Annotated in this window: 11 protein-coding genes; 4 read left to right on the top strand and 7 right to left on the bottom strand. The window is 64.3% G+C overall.

All coding sequences use genetic code 11. The annotated features are described in order from the left end of the window. Positions 1-73: 73 nt before the first annotated feature. The 3 genes from NKJ06_RS22375 to pdeM all read left to right on the top strand — a co-directional run bounded on the left by NKJ06_RS22375 (position 74) and on the right by pdeM (position 4,210). The gene (locus NKJ06_RS22375) at positions 74-874 is read left to right on the top strand and encodes a C40 family peptidase (RefSeq protein WP_352810632.1); all 801 of its coding nucleotides are present in this window, start codon (positions 74-76) and stop codon (positions 872-874) included. A 68-nt stretch (positions 875-942) separates the two neighbouring features. Next, positions 943-3,480 (top strand): ligase-associated DNA damage response DEXH box helicase, encoded by a 2,538-nt coding sequence (locus NKJ06_RS22370; protein ID WP_352630186.1) that lies wholly within the window; start codon positions 943-945, stop codon positions 3,478-3,480. Positions 3,481-3,493: 13 nt separating this feature from the next. Next, a complete protein-coding gene (gene pdeM, locus NKJ06_RS22365) occupies positions 3,494-4,210 on the top strand; it encodes a ligase-associated DNA damage response endonuclease PdeM (protein ID WP_352630184.1) in 717 nt (238 codons plus the stop codon). Between the two features lie 7 nt (positions 4,211-4,217). Here the strand turns inward: pdeM and NKJ06_RS22360 are convergent, their stop codons facing one another. The 3 genes from NKJ06_RS22360 to NKJ06_RS22350 are packed head-to-tail and all read right to left on the bottom strand — an operon-like array spanning position 4,218 to position 8,817. Further along, on the bottom strand, positions 4,218-5,153 hold the full coding sequence (locus NKJ06_RS22360) for a dimethyl sulfoxide reductase anchor subunit family protein (protein ID WP_352630182.1): 936 nt from the start codon (positions 5,151-5,153) through the stop codon (positions 4,218-4,220). A 2-nt stretch (positions 5,154-5,155) separates the two neighbouring features. Continuing rightward, the gene (locus tag NKJ06_RS22355; RefSeq protein ID WP_352630180.1) at positions 5,156-5,890 is read right to left on the bottom strand and encodes a 4Fe-4S dicluster domain-containing protein; all 735 of its coding nucleotides are present in this window, start codon (positions 5,888-5,890) and stop codon (positions 5,156-5,158) included. Beyond that, positions 5,887-8,817, bottom strand: a complete 2,931-nt coding sequence (locus tag NKJ06_RS22350) for a molybdopterin oxidoreductase family protein (protein WP_352630178.1) — start codon at positions 8,815-8,817, stop codon at positions 5,887-5,889. The genes NKJ06_RS22355 and NKJ06_RS22350 overlap by 4 nt, the downstream gene beginning before the upstream one ends. Before the next feature lie 278 nt (positions 8,818-9,095). On the opposite strand from NKJ06_RS22350, the gene NKJ06_RS22345 reads away from it, so the two are divergent. Continuing rightward, positions 9,096-10,004, top strand: a complete 909-nt coding sequence (locus NKJ06_RS22345) for a LysR substrate-binding domain-containing protein (RefSeq protein WP_352630176.1) — start codon at positions 9,096-9,098, stop codon at positions 10,002-10,004. 10 nt (positions 10,005-10,014) lie between these two features. Here the strand turns inward: NKJ06_RS22345 and NKJ06_RS22340 are convergent, their stop codons facing one another. The 4 genes from NKJ06_RS22340 to NKJ06_RS22325 form a co-directional block, all read right to left on the bottom strand. Then, positions 10,015-11,271, bottom strand: coding sequence for an Hsp70 family protein (locus NKJ06_RS22340; protein ID WP_352630174.1), 1,257 nt, complete (start codon positions 11,269-11,271; stop codon positions 10,015-10,017). 271 nt (positions 11,272-11,542) lie between these two features. Further along, positions 11,543-12,334 carry a TIGR02186 family protein gene (locus NKJ06_RS22335; RefSeq protein WP_352630172.1) on the bottom strand — a complete coding sequence of 264 codons (792 nt, stop codon included), beginning with the start codon at positions 12,332-12,334 and terminating at the stop codon, positions 11,543-11,545. Then, positions 12,334-13,257: a sulfite exporter TauE/SafE family protein gene (locus NKJ06_RS22330; RefSeq protein ID WP_352630170.1), complete on the bottom strand. Its 924-nt coding sequence runs from the start codon at positions 13,255-13,257 to the stop codon at positions 12,334-12,336. The genes NKJ06_RS22335 and NKJ06_RS22330 overlap by 1 nt, the downstream gene beginning before the upstream one ends. A 192-nt stretch (positions 13,258-13,449) precedes the next feature. Continuing rightward, positions 13,450-17,505 (bottom strand): peptidoglycan-binding protein, encoded by a 4,056-nt coding sequence (locus tag NKJ06_RS22325; protein ID WP_352630169.1) that lies wholly within the window; start codon positions 17,503-17,505, stop codon positions 13,450-13,452. Between the last annotated feature and the right edge of the window lie 449 nt (positions 17,506-17,954).

Genomic DNA, 17,954 nt, shown 5'->3' with positions numbered 1-17,954 from the left:
CCGTGTGCTCTTTTTTATTCCCTTGTTGGCGCGCGTTCAGGTTTTCCGTGCGTAGCTTGCCTATCCTGGCTTTATGGGCGTGGTGGCGGCCTACCGTGGGGTGGGGTGTCGGCCGGCGCGGGTCACCGTGTCCGTGGCCGACATCCGCAAGGCGCCGCGGCCGGATGCCGGCGTCAACACGCAAGCCCTGTTTGGCGACGATGTCCTCGTCTTCGAGGTCTCTGAGGGCTGGGCCTGGGTCCAGGCCGAACGCGACGGCTATGTCGGCTATGTCGCCGACACCATGCTGGGCGGGCGGGACCATGCGCCTACTCACATCATCTCGGCACCACGCACTTTTCTTTATCCTGGACCCGATCTGCGCTTTCCGATCGCAGGACAATTGTCGATGGGGTCGACGGTGGCGGTGACGGGCGCCGCCCAGACCCGCGGCACGCACTATGCCGTCCTGCCCTCCGGCGAGGCGATCATCGCAGGCCATCTGCGGCCTCTCGGTGATGTGGCCGCCGATTATGTTTCGGTGGCTGAGATGTTTCTCGGCACACCCTATCTCTGGGGCGGCGCTTCCGGCTTCGGCATCGACTGTTCGGGCCTGGTGCAACTGGCGATGCGCATGGCCGGCAGGAACGTGCTGCGCGATTCCGACATGCAGGCGGCGGCGCTCGGCAAGTCGCTGGAGCCGGGACCTGATTTCTCGGGACTGCGGCGCGGCGATCTGGTGTTCTGGAAGGGCCATGTCGCCGTCATGACCGACGCCGACACGATGATCCACGCCAACGGCCACACCATGCTGGTGTCGCGCGAAGGGCTGAAGGACGCCGTTGCCCGCATCGGCTACCTCTATGGCGGCCCGACGGGGTTTCGGCGGCCGTAGGGAAAGAACGATCCCCTTTTGTTCCGATTCTTCTTGGCGATTGACTGCGGTCGCGCTACCTCTGGCGGGTGACAGAGCAGCCGCGCCTTGCCGAACAGAATGCCACAGTGGCCCTGCCCGAACCATTCATCCGATGGTTTGGTGAAAAGGGCTGGTCGTCGCGCGCCCATCAGATTGAACTTCTGGCGAAAGCCCAGGCCGGACAGTCGGTCCTGCTGATCGCGCCGACCGGCGCCGGCAAGACACTGGCCGGGTTCCTGCCCTCGCTGACCGAATTGGCCAACCGGCCAAGGCGAAAGCCGGGCCAGGCGCATCGCGGCATCCACACGCTCTACATCTCGCCGCTGAAGGCGCTGGCCGTCGATATCGAACGCAATCTCGGCAAGCCGGTGGAGGAGATCGGCCTGCCTGTCAGCATCGAGACGCGCACCGGCGACACCCCCGCCCACAAGCGCCAGCGGCAGAAGCTGGTGCCGCCCGACATCCTGTTGACCACGCCCGAGCAGTTGGCGCTGCTGATCGCGGCGCCCGACGCCCGACGCTTCTTCGAGGATCTGCGCTATGTCGTGCTCGACGAGTTGCATTCGCTGGTGACGTCGAAGCGCGGGCATCTGCTGGCGTTAGGACTGGCGCGGCTGCGCAGCTACGTGCCTGGCCTGCAGACGATCGGTTTGTCGGCAACGGTCGCCGAGCCCGACGAACTGCGGCGCTGGCTGGTCGGCCAGAATCCGCCAGGCGCCCAGAATCTGCCAGGCCCGATGGCCGGCCTGATCACCGTGGCCGGTGGGGCCAAGCCCGACATCTCCATTCTCGACTCGGAACAGCATGTGCCGTGGTCTGGCCATTCGGCCCGCTACGCCATTCCTGAAATCTATGAGGCGATCAAGCGGCACCGCACAACGATCCTGTTCGTCAACACACGCAGCCAGGCGGAACTCCTGTTCCAGGAACTGTGGCGGGCAAATGAGGACTCGCTGCCGATTGCCTTGCATCACGGCTCGCTCGATGTCGGCCAGCGTCGGCGCGTCGAGAAGGCAATGGGCGAGAATGCGCTGCGCGCCATCGTCGCGACGTCGACGCTGGATCTCGGCATCGACTGGGGCGATGTCGATCTTGTCGTGCATGTCGGTGCGCCGAAGGGTGCGAGCCGGCTGGCGCAGCGCATCGGCCGCGCCAACCACCGCATGGATGAACCGTCCAAGGCGATCCTCATCCCGGCCAACCGTTTCGAGGTGCTGGAATGCCGGGCCGCCCTCGACGCCAATTATCTTGGCGCACAGGACACGCCGCCGCTGATCACCGGCGCGCTCGACGTGCTGTCACAGCATGTGCTGGGCGTCGCCTGCGGTGCGCCCTTCGATGCCGATCTGCTGTTCGAAGAGGTGCGCAGTGCCGCGCCCTATGCCGGGCTGGCGCGTGAGACCTTCGACCGCGTCGTCGATTTCGTCGCCACCGGCGGCTACGCGCTGAAGAATTACGAGCGCTACGCCCGCATTCGAAAGACGGTCGACGGGCTGTGGCGGGTCTCGCATCCGCGCATCGCGCAGCAATACCGGCTCAATGTCGGCACCATCGTCGAAATGCCGGAGCTCAATGTCCGCTATGTCCGGCAGGGCCGCGGCATGGCGGGGCGCGGCGGGCCGGTGCTGGGCAAGGTCGAGGAGTATTTCGCCGAGACGCTGCGGCCCGGTGACAACTTCCTGTTCGCCGGCAAGGTGCTGCGCTTCGAGGGTATCCGCGAGAACGAATGCGTCGTGTCCAACGGCGCCGGCGCCAACATCATCGTGCCGTCCTATGCCGGCGGCAAGTTTCCGCTGTCGACCTATCTGGCTGATCAGGTGCGCGGCATGCTGGCCGACAGCGACCGCTGGCAGGCGCTGCCCGAACAGGTCGCCGACTGGCTGCGGTTGCAGAAGGAAAAGTCGGTGCTGCCGAAGCGCGGCGACCTTCTGGTCGAGACCTTTCCACGCGGCAACCGCCACTACATGGTTGCCTATCCCTTCGAGGGCAGGCTGGCGCACCAGACGCTCGGCATGCTTTTGACGCGGCGGCTGGAGCGGGCCAACGCCCGCCCACTCGGCTTCGTCGCCACCGACTATTCGCTGGCCGTCTGGGCGCTGGACGACATGGCGGCACTGTTCAAGGCGAAGAAGCCGTCATTGGCCGCCTTGTTCGACGAGGATATGCTGGGCGACGATCTCGAGGCCTGGCTGAACGACAGCTGGATGCTGAAACGGACGTTTCGTACCTGCGCTGTCATCGCCGGGTTGATCGAGAAACGCTTTCCTGGCCAGGAGAAGAGCGGCCGCCAGGTGACGGTGTCGGCGGACCTCATCTATGACGTGCTGCGCAGCCACGAACCGGACCATATCCTCCTGCAGGCAACGCGCACCGATGCGGCGGCCGGACTGCTCGATGTCAGCAGACTTGCCGAGATGCTCTCGCGCGTGCGTGGTCGAATCATGCATAAGCATCTCGACCAGATTTCACCGCTGGCGGTGCCGATCATGCTGGAGATTGGCAAGGAATCGGTGAATGGAGGCGCCAATGAGTCCTTGCTCATGGAAGCCGCCGATCTGGTCGAGGAGGCCATGGGCCAAAGATGAGTCTGATTTCGAGATGAACTTTTCGCTGGCGCACGCATCGCTGATCGCCGAGGCCGATCTTGTCGGCATCGCCGGCGAGCGCGCCGTTTGCGACCCGCGCGGCGTGCTCTATTTTCCGGATCTGCGGCTTCTGGCGGTGTCCGACCTGCATCTGGAAAAGGGGTCGTCGCTGGCAAGGCGCGGCGCATTGATCCCGCCCTATGACACCGGCGCGACCTTGCTGAGACTGCAGGCGGTGATATCAGACTACCAGCCGTCGATCGTCATCAGCCTGGGCGACAGTTTTCATGATGGCGGCGGTGCCGAACGCATGCATCCGAGCTTCCGTGAACGGCTGGAGGCGCTGATGGCAGGCCGCGACTGGTTCTGGGTTGCCGGCAATCACGATCCGGAAGCGCCGGCCGACTTGCCTGGCGAGACGGTGCGGGAACTCGCCATCGGCTCGCTGCTGTTCCGGCACGAGCCGTCGAAGGTACGCGTCGAAGGCGAAATAGCGGGCCATCTGCATCCGTGCGCCCGCATCGTGCAGCGCGGCCGTTCGGTGCGGCGACGCTGCTTTGCCGGCGATGGCGGCCGCATGATCATGCCGGCTTTCGGCGCCTATACCGGCTCGCTCAACGTGCTCGACAGCGCCTATGCCGGGCTGTTCCGCCTGGAAACGCTGATGGCCTATATGCTTGGCGCGGACCGCATTTTTGCCATCTCCCGCTCGATGCTCAGGCCCGGCTGAAACAGTCCTACCTGCCGTAATAGAGCATGACGGTGTGCTTCGCCTCGGCGAAGAACAGCCATCTTTCGACCAGCATGCCGGCGAACTGTGCGATGGCCGCGAGCACCGACAGCAACGCTGCGAGCGGCCAGGACAGGGCGAACACAATGGCGAGCAGCAGGAGGGGCAAGGCGAAGGCCAGACCCTGTGCGATCTGGCGCAGCCGCGCGCTGTGTTTGCGTGCGATGCGAAAGCCCATTTCCTTGAGCAGGTAGTTTTCCTCGGTGTGCGGCCATTCTACCGACCGCACCGTGCCGCCGGCCAGCCCCGTCGCGGTGTTGGCATTGGTTGCGATCTCCAGCCGGTCATTGTAGCGCCAGGTCGCCAGCTTCCAGCCCCAGCCGAGCACGGTCAGAAGCACGGAAGCCACCAGGATCGTTTTCGAGCCGAGAGAAAATCCCTGTAGCAGCGCGTTCAGCAGCACACTGCCGGTCATCGCCGAGAAGATGAGATAGGCCGGTAGAGTGTGGCGGCTGTGCCACTGGGCGATCGGCTTCAGCGACGCATAGATCATGCCCGTGGTGCAGACGGTGATGATCGCGCCGCAGGCGGCCAGCAGTCCAGCAATGGCCACCCAGCCACTGGTGCGGCCAAAAAATACCCAACCGATGCCGAACAGCCCCGCCGGGATGAAGGTGATGACCGAGGCGACGCCTTCGCGCGACAGCCATGAACTGCGCCACTGCGAGAATGCCCGCCAGGCGCGTTCGGGTCTGCCGAGGTGGCCGGTCGACGATAACAGGCCGGCCGCGATCAGGCCGAGTGCCAGCCCAAGGCCGATGAAGCCCAGCCAGAAATCGGGAGGGATGATCTGGAATCCTCCGAGCACGCCCAGTAGTGCGAGCAGCCCATAGCCGGCGCCCGTGGCGGTGGTGAAGAAGACGACGGAGAAGGCTGGATGCATGGCTAGTTCGAAAGCATGCGGTCGACCCAGCCGAGGAAACCGCCTTCGGCCCGCACCGATTCAAGGGCCGGCGCGGCCACCGAAGCGGCACGCGTGGTATGAGCGCGCGGCGGCAGGTATTTGTTGGTCGGGCGATAGCCGAGCTCCGGCATCAGGTCGACGCCGCCGCGCTCCGCCACCAGTTGCGAGACAGCCGACAGCGGATCGCCGAGATCGCCGAAATGCCTGGCGCTGGTCGGGCAAGCGGCGACGCAGGCCGGTACGCGGTCTTCCTCTGCCAGATTGTCATTGTAGATGCGGTCGACGCACAGCGTGCACTTCTTCATGACGCCGACATCGGTGTCGAATTCGCGTGCGCCGTAAGGACAGGCCCAGCTGCACAATTTGCAGCCGATGCACTTGTCCTCGTCGATCAGCACGATGCCGTCCGAAGCCCGTTTGTAGGAGGCGCCGGTCGGGCAGACGGTGACACAAGCCGGCGTCTCGCAATGCAGGCAGGAGCGGGGAAAATTGACGGTGCGCCCGCCCATCTCGGTGGTGTGTTCGTAGCTGTGCACGCGGTTGAACCAGACGCCGTCGACATGGCCGCCATAAGGGTCGATGTCGGTCAGCGGCGCCATGTGGCCGCCGGTGTTCCATTCCTTGCAGGCGGTGACGCAGGCCTGGCAGCCGACGCAGGTGTCGAGATCGATGACCAGACCGAGCTTCTTGCCGCTTTGACTTGGCAGACAGGTCATTCGGCCGCCTCTCTTGCCCTGCGGAATTCAGCGCCGAAAGTCAGCTTGTGGGGCGAGGGTTCGAAATGCGGCGGCTGCTGGAAACGCTCGAACTGCGGCTCGGTAAAGCCGGCTTCCTCGGCCGCGCATTTGACGATGCGCACGCGCAGATCGAACCATGCCGCCTGGCCGGTGACCGGATCGGAGTTTGAATAGCGTTTGCCCTGAGCGTCGGCCGAGGCCTGGTCGCCGATGATATGGTTGAGAAGGAAGCCACGGTTGGATTCAGCCGCGTCGTCCTTCAGCCCCCAGCTGCCGCGCCGCTTGCCGATGGCGTTCCAGGTCCAGATCGTGCTTTCGTTCACCCCGTCGATCAGTTTGATCTGCCCCTTAACCCTGCCATTGATGCTTTCGATCCACACCCAGTCGTCATCGACAAGACCGAGGCCAGCCGCCGTCCGGTGATGCACGAACAGCCGGTTCTGGCTGGTGATCTGCCGCAGCCAAGCATTCTGCGATCCCCACGAATGGTACATGTGCATCGGCCGCTGCGTCAGCGCGTGCAGCGGATATTTTTCAAGGTCGACGACCGCTTCCTCGAAGGGCATGTACCAGAAGGGCAGCGGGTCCATGTAGGTCTCGATGCGCTGGCGATCACCCTTTGGCGGCAATACGGAGCCATGGCCACGCGCGGCAAGACGGAAGCGTTGCATCGGCTCGCAATAGAGCTGGAAGACGATTGGCTCCGCCTTGGGAATGAAGCCCATCTGCTCCGCGAAGTGGAGGTAGGAGCGGTTGGCCATCTTGTAGTAGCGCTGGTCGTCAGCGAAGTCCTGGTGCCAGAAGCCGCCATTGTCGATGTAGCGTTGCAACTGGTCCGGGTTGGCTTCGCCCCTGCCGGTCGATGTCCCGCCCTTGCCACGCCAGCCGGCGAGCGGCCCGATACCGGGCGTGCGCTCATGATTGACGATGTAGTCGGCATAGTCGCGGTACTTGGCCGTGCCGTCGTTCTCGACGAAGCCGGGTAGGCCGAGCCGCGCGCCGAGTTCGATCAGCACCGACTGGAACGGCCGGACATCGCGATCCGGCTCGACGACGGGATGGCGGATGGCGTCGCCCGGTCCGTCGGCATGGCTGATCGGCCGGTCGAGCAGACTGATGCAGTCATGCCGCTCGAGATAGGTCGTATCCGGCAGCACGAGGTCGGCGAACGGCACGGTCTCGGAATAATAGGCGTCGGAATAGATGATGAAGGGGATCTTGTAGTTGCCAGCGTCATCATGGTCGGTCAGCATGGCAATGGTCTCGACGGTGTTCATCGAGGAATTCCACGCCATGTTCGACATATACATCATCAGCGTGTCGATCCTGTAGGGATCGCCGGCCCAGGCGTTGCGGATGACGGTATGCATCAGGCCATGCGCCGCCAGCGGCGCGTCCCAGGAATAGGCCTTGTCGATACGAACGGGCGTACCGGCCCCATCGACCAGCAGGTCGTCCGGCCCGCAGACGAAACCGAGCGGCATGCCATCAAGCGGCGTCATCGGCTTGACGATCTTGCCCGCCGGTTTCGGCCCCGGCGGCGCGGATCGGGGGTAGGGCGGCTTGAAGCGGAAGCCGCCGGGGACATCCACTGTGCCCAGCAGCACTTGAAGCAAATGGATGGCGCGGCATGTATGAAAACCGTTCGAGTGAGCGGAGATACCGCGCATGGCGTGCATCGAGACAGGCCGCCCCTTGATCGTCTCGTGCCGGCGCCCGGCCCAGTCGGTCCAGGCGATCGGCAGTTCGATCGTCTGTTCGAAGGCGACATGCGCGAGTTCGGCGGCGATCCTGCGGATCGTATCGGCTGCAATGCCGCAGCGCTCGGCGACCGCATCCGGTGCATAGTTCTCATCGAGGTAGCGGTCGGCGATCAACTGGAACACCGGAACGCAGGGGCGCCCGTCGATCGTGAAGCTGCCGGTCAGTGCCGGTTTCGCACCGGCATCGGTGGCGCTGACCGGTCTTTTGGCCACTCTGTCCCAGGCCAGTGGATTGCCGTCGGCATCGCGCAGGAACAACCCGTCATCGGCGGCACCTAGCTCCTGCACGACGAGGACATGGGCATTGGTGTAGCGCAGCAAATACTCGAGATCGACGCGGCCGGCTTTCAGCAATTCGTGGATGAGGGCGAACACGAACAGGCCGTCGGTGCCGGGCCGGATACCGATCCAGTCGTCGGCAATCGCATTGTAACCAGTGCGGCACGGATTGATCGACACCACCTTGGCGCCACGTGCCTTGAGCTTGCCGAGGCCGATCTTGATCGGGTTGGAATCATGATCCTCGGCGACCCCGAACAACATGAAGTACTTGGTGTTGTCCCAATCGGGCTCGCCGAACTCCCAGAACGAGCCGCCGATCGTGTAGAGGCCGCCCGCCGCCATGTTGACCGAACAGAAGCCGCCATGGGCGGCGAAATTCGGCGTGCCGAACTGGCTCGCCCACCAGCCGGTCAAGGATTGGGATTGATCGCGGCCGGTGAAGAAGGCCAGTTTCTTGGGGTCGGTCCGGCGGATGTTGGAAAGTCGCCCCGTCGCGATCGAGAACGCCTCTTCCCACTCGATCTCGCGGAACTCGCCCGAGCCGCGCGGGCCGGTGCGCAGCAATGGCTTCTTCAGCCTTGCCGGGCTGTAGTGCTGCATGATGCCGGCGCTGCCCTTGCCGCAGATCACGCCGCGATTGACCGGATGGTCCTTGTTGCCGTTGATGTAGCGGACCTTGCCATCCTTGATGTGCACGTCGATGCCGCAGCGGCAGGCACACATGTAGCAGGTCGTCTTGGCAATGCTGTCGGAAACGTCAGGCGAGGTGTCGACGCCATCGCCTTCATCCGGTGCGCGCGTGTCGGCAAGCGGGCGTTGCGATGGTGCCGAATTCACGCCGCGCGGCGGTCCCTGCTTCATGATCCCAGGGTATCCGCGCGGCTTGCGGATTTGGCTCGTGTTTTTGGTCCGGGGCCGCGCATGTAGTGCTCTTCCGGGTGATAGCGATCGCCGGCCAGCCGCCGCCTTATGCCGCGGGTCCAATGCGCAAGCAGGGATCTGAACCGCCCGATCATCCTGCTCTCTGCGATCTCTCGGCGAATTTTTTCTAACTTCTCCCGAAAACTTAGAATAAAGATATCGATCCGTCTAATCAGTTGTTCTTGTAGATTCGATCGATATTGGTTCTTAATGCGCCCATGACCCTGGACCAGTTGCGGATTTTTGTCGCCGTCGCCGAGCGCGGCCATATGACCAAGGCGGCGGAACTGCTGGGCATTTCGCAGTCGGCCGCATCGGCGGCCATCCGGGCGCTTGAAGAACAGCACGGCGTCCATCTGTTCAACCGCGTCGGCCGCAACATAGAGCTTGCTCAGACCGGACACCGGTTCCTGCCCGAAGCCAAGGCAGTGCTCGAACGGGCGGCTGCCGCGCGCAATGTGCTGGAGCATGTCTCGCAGACGGTCACCGGCAGCCTCTCGATCGCCGCCAGCCAGACCATCGCCAGCTACTGGCTGCCGCGCCGGCTGGCTTCCTTCCACGAAGCCTATCCCGCCGTCAGGCTGAGCGTCACAATCGGCAACACCAGGCAGGTCGAGGCCAATGTCCTTGATGGCGCGGCCGACCTCGGCCTGGTCGAGGGGCGCACCGAGTCCGACATATTGCGCCGCGCCAAGGTCGACGTCGACAGGCTCATGCTGGTCGTTGCCAGCTCGCATCCGGAGATCGCCGAAGCTACGCCCGGCCACCCCGACATCAAGGGCCTGCGCTGGATCATCCGCGAGGGCGGTTCGGGCACGCGCGAAGTGCTGGAGGATCTGGCGCGTCGCGAAGGAATTTCGCTTGCCGATTTACAGATATTCCTGGTGCTGCCGAGCAACGAAGCTATCCGCCAGGCGGTCGAGGCGGGAGCCGGCGCTACCATTATCTCGGAGCTTGTCGTGGCCCGCGCCGTGGCCGAAGGCAGTCTCAGGTCAGTGCCGCTCGACTTGCCGAAACGCGACTTCGCCATGATCACCCATCGCGATCGCCAGGCAAGTCTGGCCCAGATGGCGCTCAAGGCGCATCTCCGCGCCGGCGTCGACGAAACGGTGCCTGCCCGCTCGTGAGTGGGCAGCGTCAGGCGAACTTCCGTTGGGCATCCAGCGCCAGGCCAAGTCCGACCGAGCCGAACATGTCGCCCTCGATGACGGATGCCTGCGGCACCAGCGACAGGATCTCTCGCCTTGCCAGCGGGATCGCGGTCGATCCGCCGGTCAGGAACACCGCGGTGATGTCGGACGGCCTGACCTGGGCGTCCCGGATGGTCTGCCCCACCGTTGCGGTGACCCGCTCGATATCCCCAGCGATCGTGGCGTCCAGCCCGTTACGCATCATCTCAGCGGCGAACTCCGCGCCCGGCAGCTTCACCGCCACCTCTGCGGACGATCTGTCGGTCAGCTCTATCTTGGCCTTCTCGACAAGGGCTGCCAGCGCGTGTCCGTAGCGGTGTTCGACGATGTGGATGAAACGGTCGACCAGGTCGGCGCGCTCGGCCTCGTAGCGGATCTGGCGCAGATGGGTCATCGCCTTGGCGGTGTAGACCAGGTTGATGCGCTGCCATGTCGCGAGGTCGATGAAGTAGCTGGCCGGTAGATTGCGCTTGCCGTCCTTGGTTGGAGAGAGATAACCGAGCTGCGGCATCACATGGGCGATGCTCAGCAGCCGGTCGAAATCCGTGCCGCCAATATGGATGCCCCGGCTGGCCAGGATGTCGTCCTTGCGGTCGAGCGAACGGGAGCGCTGCGGTGAAACGCGCACGATCGAGAAGTCCGACGTGCCGCCGCCCATGTCGATGATCAGCGCCAGTTCCTCGCGCGTCACCTTCTGCTCGTAGTCGAGCGCCGCGGCGATCGGCTCGAACTGGAAAGCGATATGCTTGAAGCCCTGGGCGCGCGCGGCGTTTTCGAGTTCGCTTTGCGCCTTTGCGTCGGCCTCAGTATCGTCGTCGACGAACTGCACCGGCCGGCCGAGCACCACGGTTTCGACCGTGTCGCCGGCATCCACCTCCAGCTTCTTCTTGAGATGGCCGAGGAACATGGCGACGATCTCCATGAAGCCGATCGAGCGGGCCTTGATGCGGGTCTTCTCGTGGGCAAGTGAACTGCCGAGCACGCTCTTCAGGGAACGCATCAACCGGCCTTCGACGCTGTCGGTGTAGTTGGCGATGGCATGGCGGCCAAAACAGGTGCGGTTGTCCTCGAAATTGAAGAACACGGCACTGGGTAGCGTGACCTGGCCGTCTTCAAGCGCGACGAGGCGCGGCTGCCCGTTCCTGACCACACCGACGGTGGAGTTTGAAGTGCCGAAGTCGATGCCGCCGAAGGCTGGTCGCATGACAAGTTCCTGTATTTGTCTTTGGCGAGCCGATAGACGCCACGAGAAATCGCGCACTGCCCGGGGACGGACTGCTCTGCCGAACCGAATTGTTTGTGTCTGCCAGTTGGCTGGGGAGCGCGGTCTACCGCATGCTCCTGCAAAGGGAAACCACTTTTCGGGAAAAGTTCTAAAGCGCGTCGCGTTGAAACGGATTCACGCGACGCGCTTTAGGTCTTGATTCGATGCATGTCGTTCTCCCAAAACCGGCACCACTTTTGGGCGACTTGCATTAATCTCGCCGGAAGATCAGCCTTCCGAGCCAGCCGGTCAGCATGGCCAGTGAGATCGCGAAGACGCCATAGAGGAAGGAATAATTGTGCGCGACACGGAAGATCGACTGTTCGAAACCGGATTTGCGGATTTCGAGCTGGGCCGAGCTTTCCTTGATGAACAGGCCGCTCTTGAACAGGAAGGCACGTGCCTTGTGGGTGCCGACCGGAACATTCGGCGCCAGCCTGACGGTGGCGCGGAACAGATTCTGCGACAGGAATTGCACGCCGCCGACATTCTCGCTGTAAAGGCCGGTCGCCGACTTGCGTTCCCGCAACGCCGCCGTGAATTCCTCGATCGTCGCCGGGCTGTCGCCGGCATCGGCGGGCTGCATGTAGAGGTTGGAGGCGCCGAGCGACAGCTGCTTGTAACTGTTGGGTTCGGTGATGTCCTGCAGCGGCCGCGTCGTCGCCACCGAATAGGACATCGGCACGTTCTCGAAGGTCTCGGAGTCCAGATTGACCCAGACGCCGAGCACACGGTCCTTGCGGCGCACCACCACCGGTTTGGGCGGACCCTCGAGCACGACGATGACATCGTAACGGCCCTGGCGCGCGACGAGCGGATCGGGATTTTCCAGCGAACCGAAGATGGTCAGGTCGGCGCCGGAAAAGCCGGCGGTGATCGAGACATTGTCGGTGGAGAGCCCGATCTGGATGCCTTCTGTCAGCGGGACCTGTGCCTTCGCCGGTACGGCAGCTGCAAGCAGCGACAGGAAAATGGCGGTTGCGAACGTGCTCGGAGCCCTCATCAGTTGAGGCCCGCGGCGGACAGCGAATAAAGATTAGGCGGGGTGACGAAAAGACCGATGGCCAATCGTATCGCCACCGCCAGCACCAGCAGCGCCAGCAAGGCCCTGAGCTGTTCGCCACGCAGCCTCTGGCCGGCCTTGGCGCCATATTGCGCGCCGGCCACCCCGCCCGCCATCAGCAGGAAGGCCAGCACGACGTCGACCGTCTGGTTGGTGGTGGCGTGGACCAGCGTCGTATAGGCGGAGGTAAAGATGATCTGGAACAGCGAGGTACCGATGACGACATTGGTAGGCACTTTCAGGAGATAGATCAGCGCCGGCACCATGATGAAGCCGCCGCCGACGCCCATGATCGACGACAGGAAGCCGATGCCGGCGCCAAGGCCAAGCACCGGGATGACGCTGACGAACAGTTTCGAGGCCCTGAAGCGCATCTTCAGCGGCAAGCGGTGGATCCAGTTGTGCTGCCCGGATTTCTTCAGCACCGGTGCCGCACCGCTGCGCGTGGCGCGCAGCGCATTGACGCTTTCGACCAGCATCAGCCCGCCGACGGTGCCGAGCAGCACGACGTAAAGCAGCGAAATGAACAGATCGAGCTGGCCGAGCCTGCGCAGGAAGGCGAAGACATAGATGCCGCCAGTGGACCCGATGATGCCGCCGGCCAGCAACACCCCACCGAGCTTGAAGTCGAGAGTCCCTCGCTTCATGTGCGAAAGGACGCCGGAGACGGAAGAGGCGATGACCTGGTTGGCGCCCGTGGCGACCGCGATCGCGGGGGGTATGTTGTAGAAGATCAGCAGCGGCGTGATGAGGAAGCCGCCTCCGACGCCGAACATGCCCGACAGGAAACCCACCGCCGCACCCATGGCCAGCAGGACGAAGACGTTGACGGAAATTTCCGCGATCGGGAGATAGATGCCCACCCGTCAGTCTCGATCAGTTCTGCCTGTCGGCGAATGCAACCGTTGCGGGCATCTTGGACCGACAAGCCAATTCGTTCTTGCGCCGGAGGTGCTGCGAAGTCAAACCGCGCTACGCCGCCGAAACAAAAAACATCTCAATCAGTTAACAGGCAAATGTGTGGCAAGGGCGTCGTGGAAACGACGCCTCTGCCGTTATTTGCGCGCCAGCAGCGCCTTGACCAGTTCTTCATCGACCGTGCCGGTCGCCGGCATCTTGTTGTCGGCCTGGAAAGCCATGATAGCGGTCTTCGTCTTCTGCCCCATCTTGCCGTCGGCGCCGCCGGCATCGTAGCCGTTCTTGTTGAGAATGCGCTGGATGTTCTGGACGGCCTTCTTCATGTCGATGCTGGCCGTCGTCTGCGGTGCGCCGTCCTGCCACGATTCGGGAACATCGGCCGAATTGGCTGCCGCGTCCAGCGGCTTGGGCTTCCACAGTTCGGTCGCGGCGCGGGCGCGTTCGAGCTGCTCGGGCCGCAGCGCATTGGCGATCTCGTCACGCTTGGCCGCCGCATCCTTGTCGCCGGTCTTGGCGACGAGCGCGAACCATTTGTAGGACTCCTCAAGGTTCTGCTTCATGCCGACGCCCTTGGCTGCGAGGATGCCGAGGTTGAACTGGCTGTCCTTGACGCCGACGTCGGCCGCCGCCTGGAACCAGTGCGCGGCCGATTCATTGTCGGTCACGCCGTCCGCGGCCATGGCGAACAGCACGGCCAGATTGTGCATGCCGCTGGCGTTGCCCTGCTCCGCGGAAAGCTGGTACCAGGTCTTCGCCTTCTTGATGTCGCGCGCGACGCCGATGCCCTTTTCGTAGAAATTGCCGATGCGGTATTCGGCCGGCGCGAAGCCGAGTTCCGCCGACTTCTCGTACCATTTGGCCGCTGCCGCCATGTCTTCCTTGACGCCGCGCGACTCGGCATAGCGCGAACCGATCTCGAACAGCGCCTTGGCATCGCCACTGGAGGCGGCATCGCGCAAGGCGACCGGGCCGGCGTCGGCGGGAATGTCGATCTTGGCTGTGGTCGCCGCCGGCGAAGCGTCCGTTGGCGGAACCGCGCCCGTGGTGTCCTTGGCGGTGGCCGGCTGGGCCGCCATCGGCTGGGTGCCGGTGTCGGCATCCGTATCCGTAGCGGTTGAAACAGTCGGGGCCGGAGCAGTTGGGGCCGGCACAGCCGAAGCTGCCGTGTCGGATGTCGCCGCGCTGGTATCGGCGGGCGTAGCCGAGACGACGGGCGCAGGAGACGGCTCGGCTGCCGGCACGGCATCCATCGACGGCTCGACGCCTAGCGGCGTGGCCATCGTGCTTTGCGCGGCCATGTCGTCCTTGGTTACCGGTTCGGACGGCTCGGCCTGTCTGACGGGTCGGTCCGGCGCGCTTTCCACTGCCGCGGGCTGAACGTCCGTCTTCGGCTGGCCGGCGGCGTCGAACGAGGCGGTTTTCACCGGTTGCGAGGCGACGATCGGCGCGGCGTCGTTGCTTGCCACTTGCGTCGGATCGGCAAAAAAGGCCTTGCCCAGTTGCAGGCCGCTCAGGGCCAGCAGGATCGCGGTTGTCCCCATCAGGATCGGCTTGCGCCGTGCCTTGAGCAGGTCGCCGATCCGCAGCGCCTTCACCGGTCCGGTCATTGTCGACTGGCGTTTCATCGCGTCGGCCTCGGCGGCGGCTGCCTGCGCCGCGCGCCGGGCTGCGGCGATGAAATCCGATTTCGCGGCATCGGTATCGCTGGGCTTGGCCGGCTGGCCGCGCTCGTCACGCACGCGCTTCATGATGGCATTGAGGTCAGGTGCGCCGGAGCCGGGCTCCAGCGGCCGGTTGGCCATTTTCGGATCGAGCGGCTCGTCGAGATCGACACTCGGTACCGGGGCACTTGGCGCCGAGCCGGCCAGCGGCGGAATGTCCGCCTCCTTCTTGCCCTTGAATGCGCGGGCCAGGCCGCCGAACAACGATTTGCGGCCGCCTGCCTGTCCGCTTTTCTCGGCGATCGTGTCGGACCCCAGCGCAGCCATGGCCGCGGCAGCGGCAGCCTCGGCGGGCGTGCGCGTGCCCATACCCAGGCCGCCATGCGTGCCCAGGCCGCCATGCGTGCCCAGGTCGCTGCGAGCACCTGGCTCATTGCGCAGGAGGGCGGCGGCGCGGCCATCGAGATCGGCCATGTCCCCAGTCAATGGCAGGGGCTGATCGATATCCATCGACGGCGCCTCGACGGCCATCTTGGGCCGCCGTGCGCTGCGCCAGTTGCTCGGCTCGACCGCTGCCGCATCCAGCAATTCGCTCATCGCCTCGACCGGTTCGCCGGGTTCCAGCGAGCCCAGCCGGTCGACGATCTTGAGCAGCGTGTCGTGGATGGCCTCGAACGTTCTTGAGTTGCGCTCGACGGAGCGCCGTGTCAGCGTTTCAAGCGTCTTCAAATCCTGGGCAAGGCCGGAAACAGCGGTCGTGTTGGCGCTCGAACCGGCGAGCGATTGCACCGCGTTCTCGGCCGCTTCGCGCGCTGCGCCAAGGATGGAATCGCGGGTTCCGGCCAGCGACTTCTCGATTTCGTTGAGGCGGGGGCTGATGTCCTCGAATTCCGGCAGCGGCGTGCTGGGCTTGGAAAGATGGGCGGACAGGCCGGCGACCTGCGCCTCCAGGCTGCGGATCAGCGCCGGATCGATACCGGCCACCTGGGCGGCCGACGCATCCAGCCGGCTTGAAATGTCTTCGAGCCGGCTTTCCAGGCCGCGGATCGCCGCTTCGCCCGCGGGATCGGGAATGCGCGTTTCCATGCGCTTGGCCAGCGCGGTGAAGCGGGCATCGATGGCATCCATAATGCCGGCGCTGTCGACTTGCGGCATCCGCTGGTCAAGCCTGTCGGCAACCTCGTCAAGCCGGCGTTCGAGATCGCGAAACAGCATGTTGCCCTGTTCGATGGCGTCGCCCTGGCGGCGTTCCATCATGCCGGACAGCACGTCGAAGCGTTGCTCCAGGCCGTGGAAGATGTAGTCGGCGTCAGGCATTGCAGGCGCCTGGTCGATCTTGTCGGCGATGAGTGCGATCTGCATGGCCAGGCGCTCCATTGCCTGCTCGGGCAGATTGGCGCGACCGGCGAGTTCGTCGACCCGGCTCGACAGCGTGCTCAGCCGGTCCATGACCGCGTTGCCGGGCCGATCCTGCGCCACTTCCTCGATCTGGTGGGCAAGCGAGTCGATCCGCTTCTCGATGCGCTCGAAAGCCTCGTGGTCGAATGAATTGGCTTGCGCCGCGACCGTCGATGCAACGATGGCGCGGGAAATCTCGTCCAGCCGCTCGTCGATCATGCCAAGCGTGTCGCTGCCGCGATTGTCCTGCTGGCTGGCGAAGTGATCGACGGCGCCGGCAAGCGTGCGCACCTTCTCTTCCAGCGAGCGCAGCGACAGCGATTCGGGCAGGTTGTTGACGGCATTGCTGATCTGCTCCAGCCGGTCGGTCAGCATCGAAAGGCCTGGGTCGTCCGAGCGCTTGCGCTGATCGGCGTCGACGCGATCTTCGAAAGCCGTCCAGCGGCGATCGAAATCGTCCCAGCGGCGGTCGACCTTCTGCACGCTCTCTTCGCGCGCCAGTGTATCGAGCGCGGCTTTGACCTGTTCGAGCTCGAGCCGCAGCATGTTGACGCTTCTGTCGTCGCTCTTCTCGGCCAGCGTCTGGATAGCGCCGGAAAGCCGTTCGAATTCAAGGCCGAGTTCGGCGCTGCCCTTGGCCGAGGCACCGGGCTTGGCGCCTGACTGGAAGGCCCGCTCTATGTCTTTGCGCAGCGCTTCGAATTCACGCTGCAGCCCCGCGGTCATCTGGTGGCGCAATTCCTCGCGCATGCCGCGCAGTTCGCCGGCTATCTTGCCGACCATGGCAACGCCGTCTTCCTGGCCGCGCACACGATCGATGTCGCGGGCAATGGCCTGGTAATTCTGCCCGAAAGCGGTGGCACCCTGCATCGGGGTCTTCGGGCGCGGCGCGGGCTGCGGATCCTCATACCAGCGTTGCTGTCCGGCGGGTCGGACGGCGGGATAACGCGCATCGGCGCCATATTGACGGGGATCGGGTTGGCGGGGATCGGGACGTGCCATCGGGTCCTCGCGCGTCCGCTCCAGCCGCTGCTCCAGCGTCTCCAGCGACCGGTTCAACTGCTCGAGCGTGGTCTGCGGCCTGCGCTGCCTGCCGGCGTTGAGTGTATCGAGATAGGACCGCTTGCTGTTCATAGGTGCGTCCGTCTTTCAGAATGGCTGGCTCGCGGCCAACTCCCCAAGCCCCTGTCGGAACGAAGGTGACCAGCGGCTATGCCGCGGTGGAAGACGAGCTTCCCAGGTTCTCACCCGCACTCCGAAAAACCGTGAAAAATTCGATACAGGATAAACACGGGTAGCCGACGCGCCCACATTTCGCCCAACGTAGTAAACAACGCGTTAACCAAACTTAAGAAGTTGCAAGGATGTTCGATGTCGGCCTGACGGTGCGGCATAAAGTTCGGCGCGCAGAACGCCCTTGCGTCATGAGGCGGCAATCGGTATAGAATTGACGTAAACGTAAAAGGCGCGTCGAGCGTGCTGTTTTGCGATTTGTTTGTTGAAACCACGACTGGAAGCAGGCCCCCGCTTCCAGTCAGGCGACGCACGGTCCAGGACCGCGACGCCACCAGACGGGGAAAGCC

Origin of the sequence: Mesorhizobium sp. M0293, assembly GCF_040321735.1 — a bacterium.
Taxonomy (GTDB): Bacteria; Pseudomonadota; Alphaproteobacteria; order Rhizobiales; family Rhizobiaceae; genus Mesorhizobium.
The sequence above is the reverse complement of the archived record's forward strand: the minus strand, read 5'-3'. Positions and strand labels throughout refer to the sequence as shown.

Excerpts from the sequence above, each read along its gene's own strand:
- NKJ06_RS22375 (WP_352810632.1), top strand. The coding sequence starts at position 74 with ATGGGCGTGGTGGCGGCCTACCGTGGGGTGGGGTGTCGGCCGGCGCGG.
- pdeM (WP_352630184.1), top strand. The coding sequence starts at position 3,494 with ATGAACTTTTCGCTGGCGCACGCATCGCTGATCGCCGAGGCCGATCTT.
- NKJ06_RS22360 (WP_352630182.1), bottom strand. The coding sequence starts at position 5,153 with ATGCATCCAGCCTTCTCCGTCGTCTTCTTCACCACCGCCACGGGCGCC.
- NKJ06_RS22355 (WP_352630180.1), bottom strand. The coding sequence starts at position 5,890 with ATGACCTGTCTGCCAAGTCAAAGCGGCAAGAAGCTCGGTCTGGTCATC.
- NKJ06_RS22350 (WP_352630178.1), bottom strand. The coding sequence starts at position 8,817 with ATGAAGCAGGGACCGCCGCGCGGCGTGAATTCGGCACCATCGCAACGC.
- NKJ06_RS22345 (WP_352630176.1), top strand. The coding sequence starts at position 9,096 with ATGACCCTGGACCAGTTGCGGATTTTTGTCGCCGTCGCCGAGCGCGGC.
- NKJ06_RS22340 (WP_352630174.1), bottom strand. The coding sequence starts at position 11,271 with ATGCGACCAGCCTTCGGCGGCATCGACTTCGGCACTTCAAACTCCACC.
- NKJ06_RS22335 (WP_352630172.1), bottom strand. The coding sequence starts at position 12,334 with ATGAGGGCTCCGAGCACGTTCGCAACCGCCATTTTCCTGTCGCTGCTT.
- NKJ06_RS22325 (WP_352630169.1), bottom strand. The coding sequence starts at position 17,505 with ATGAACAGCAAGCGGTCCTATCTCGATACACTCAACGCCGGCAGGCAG.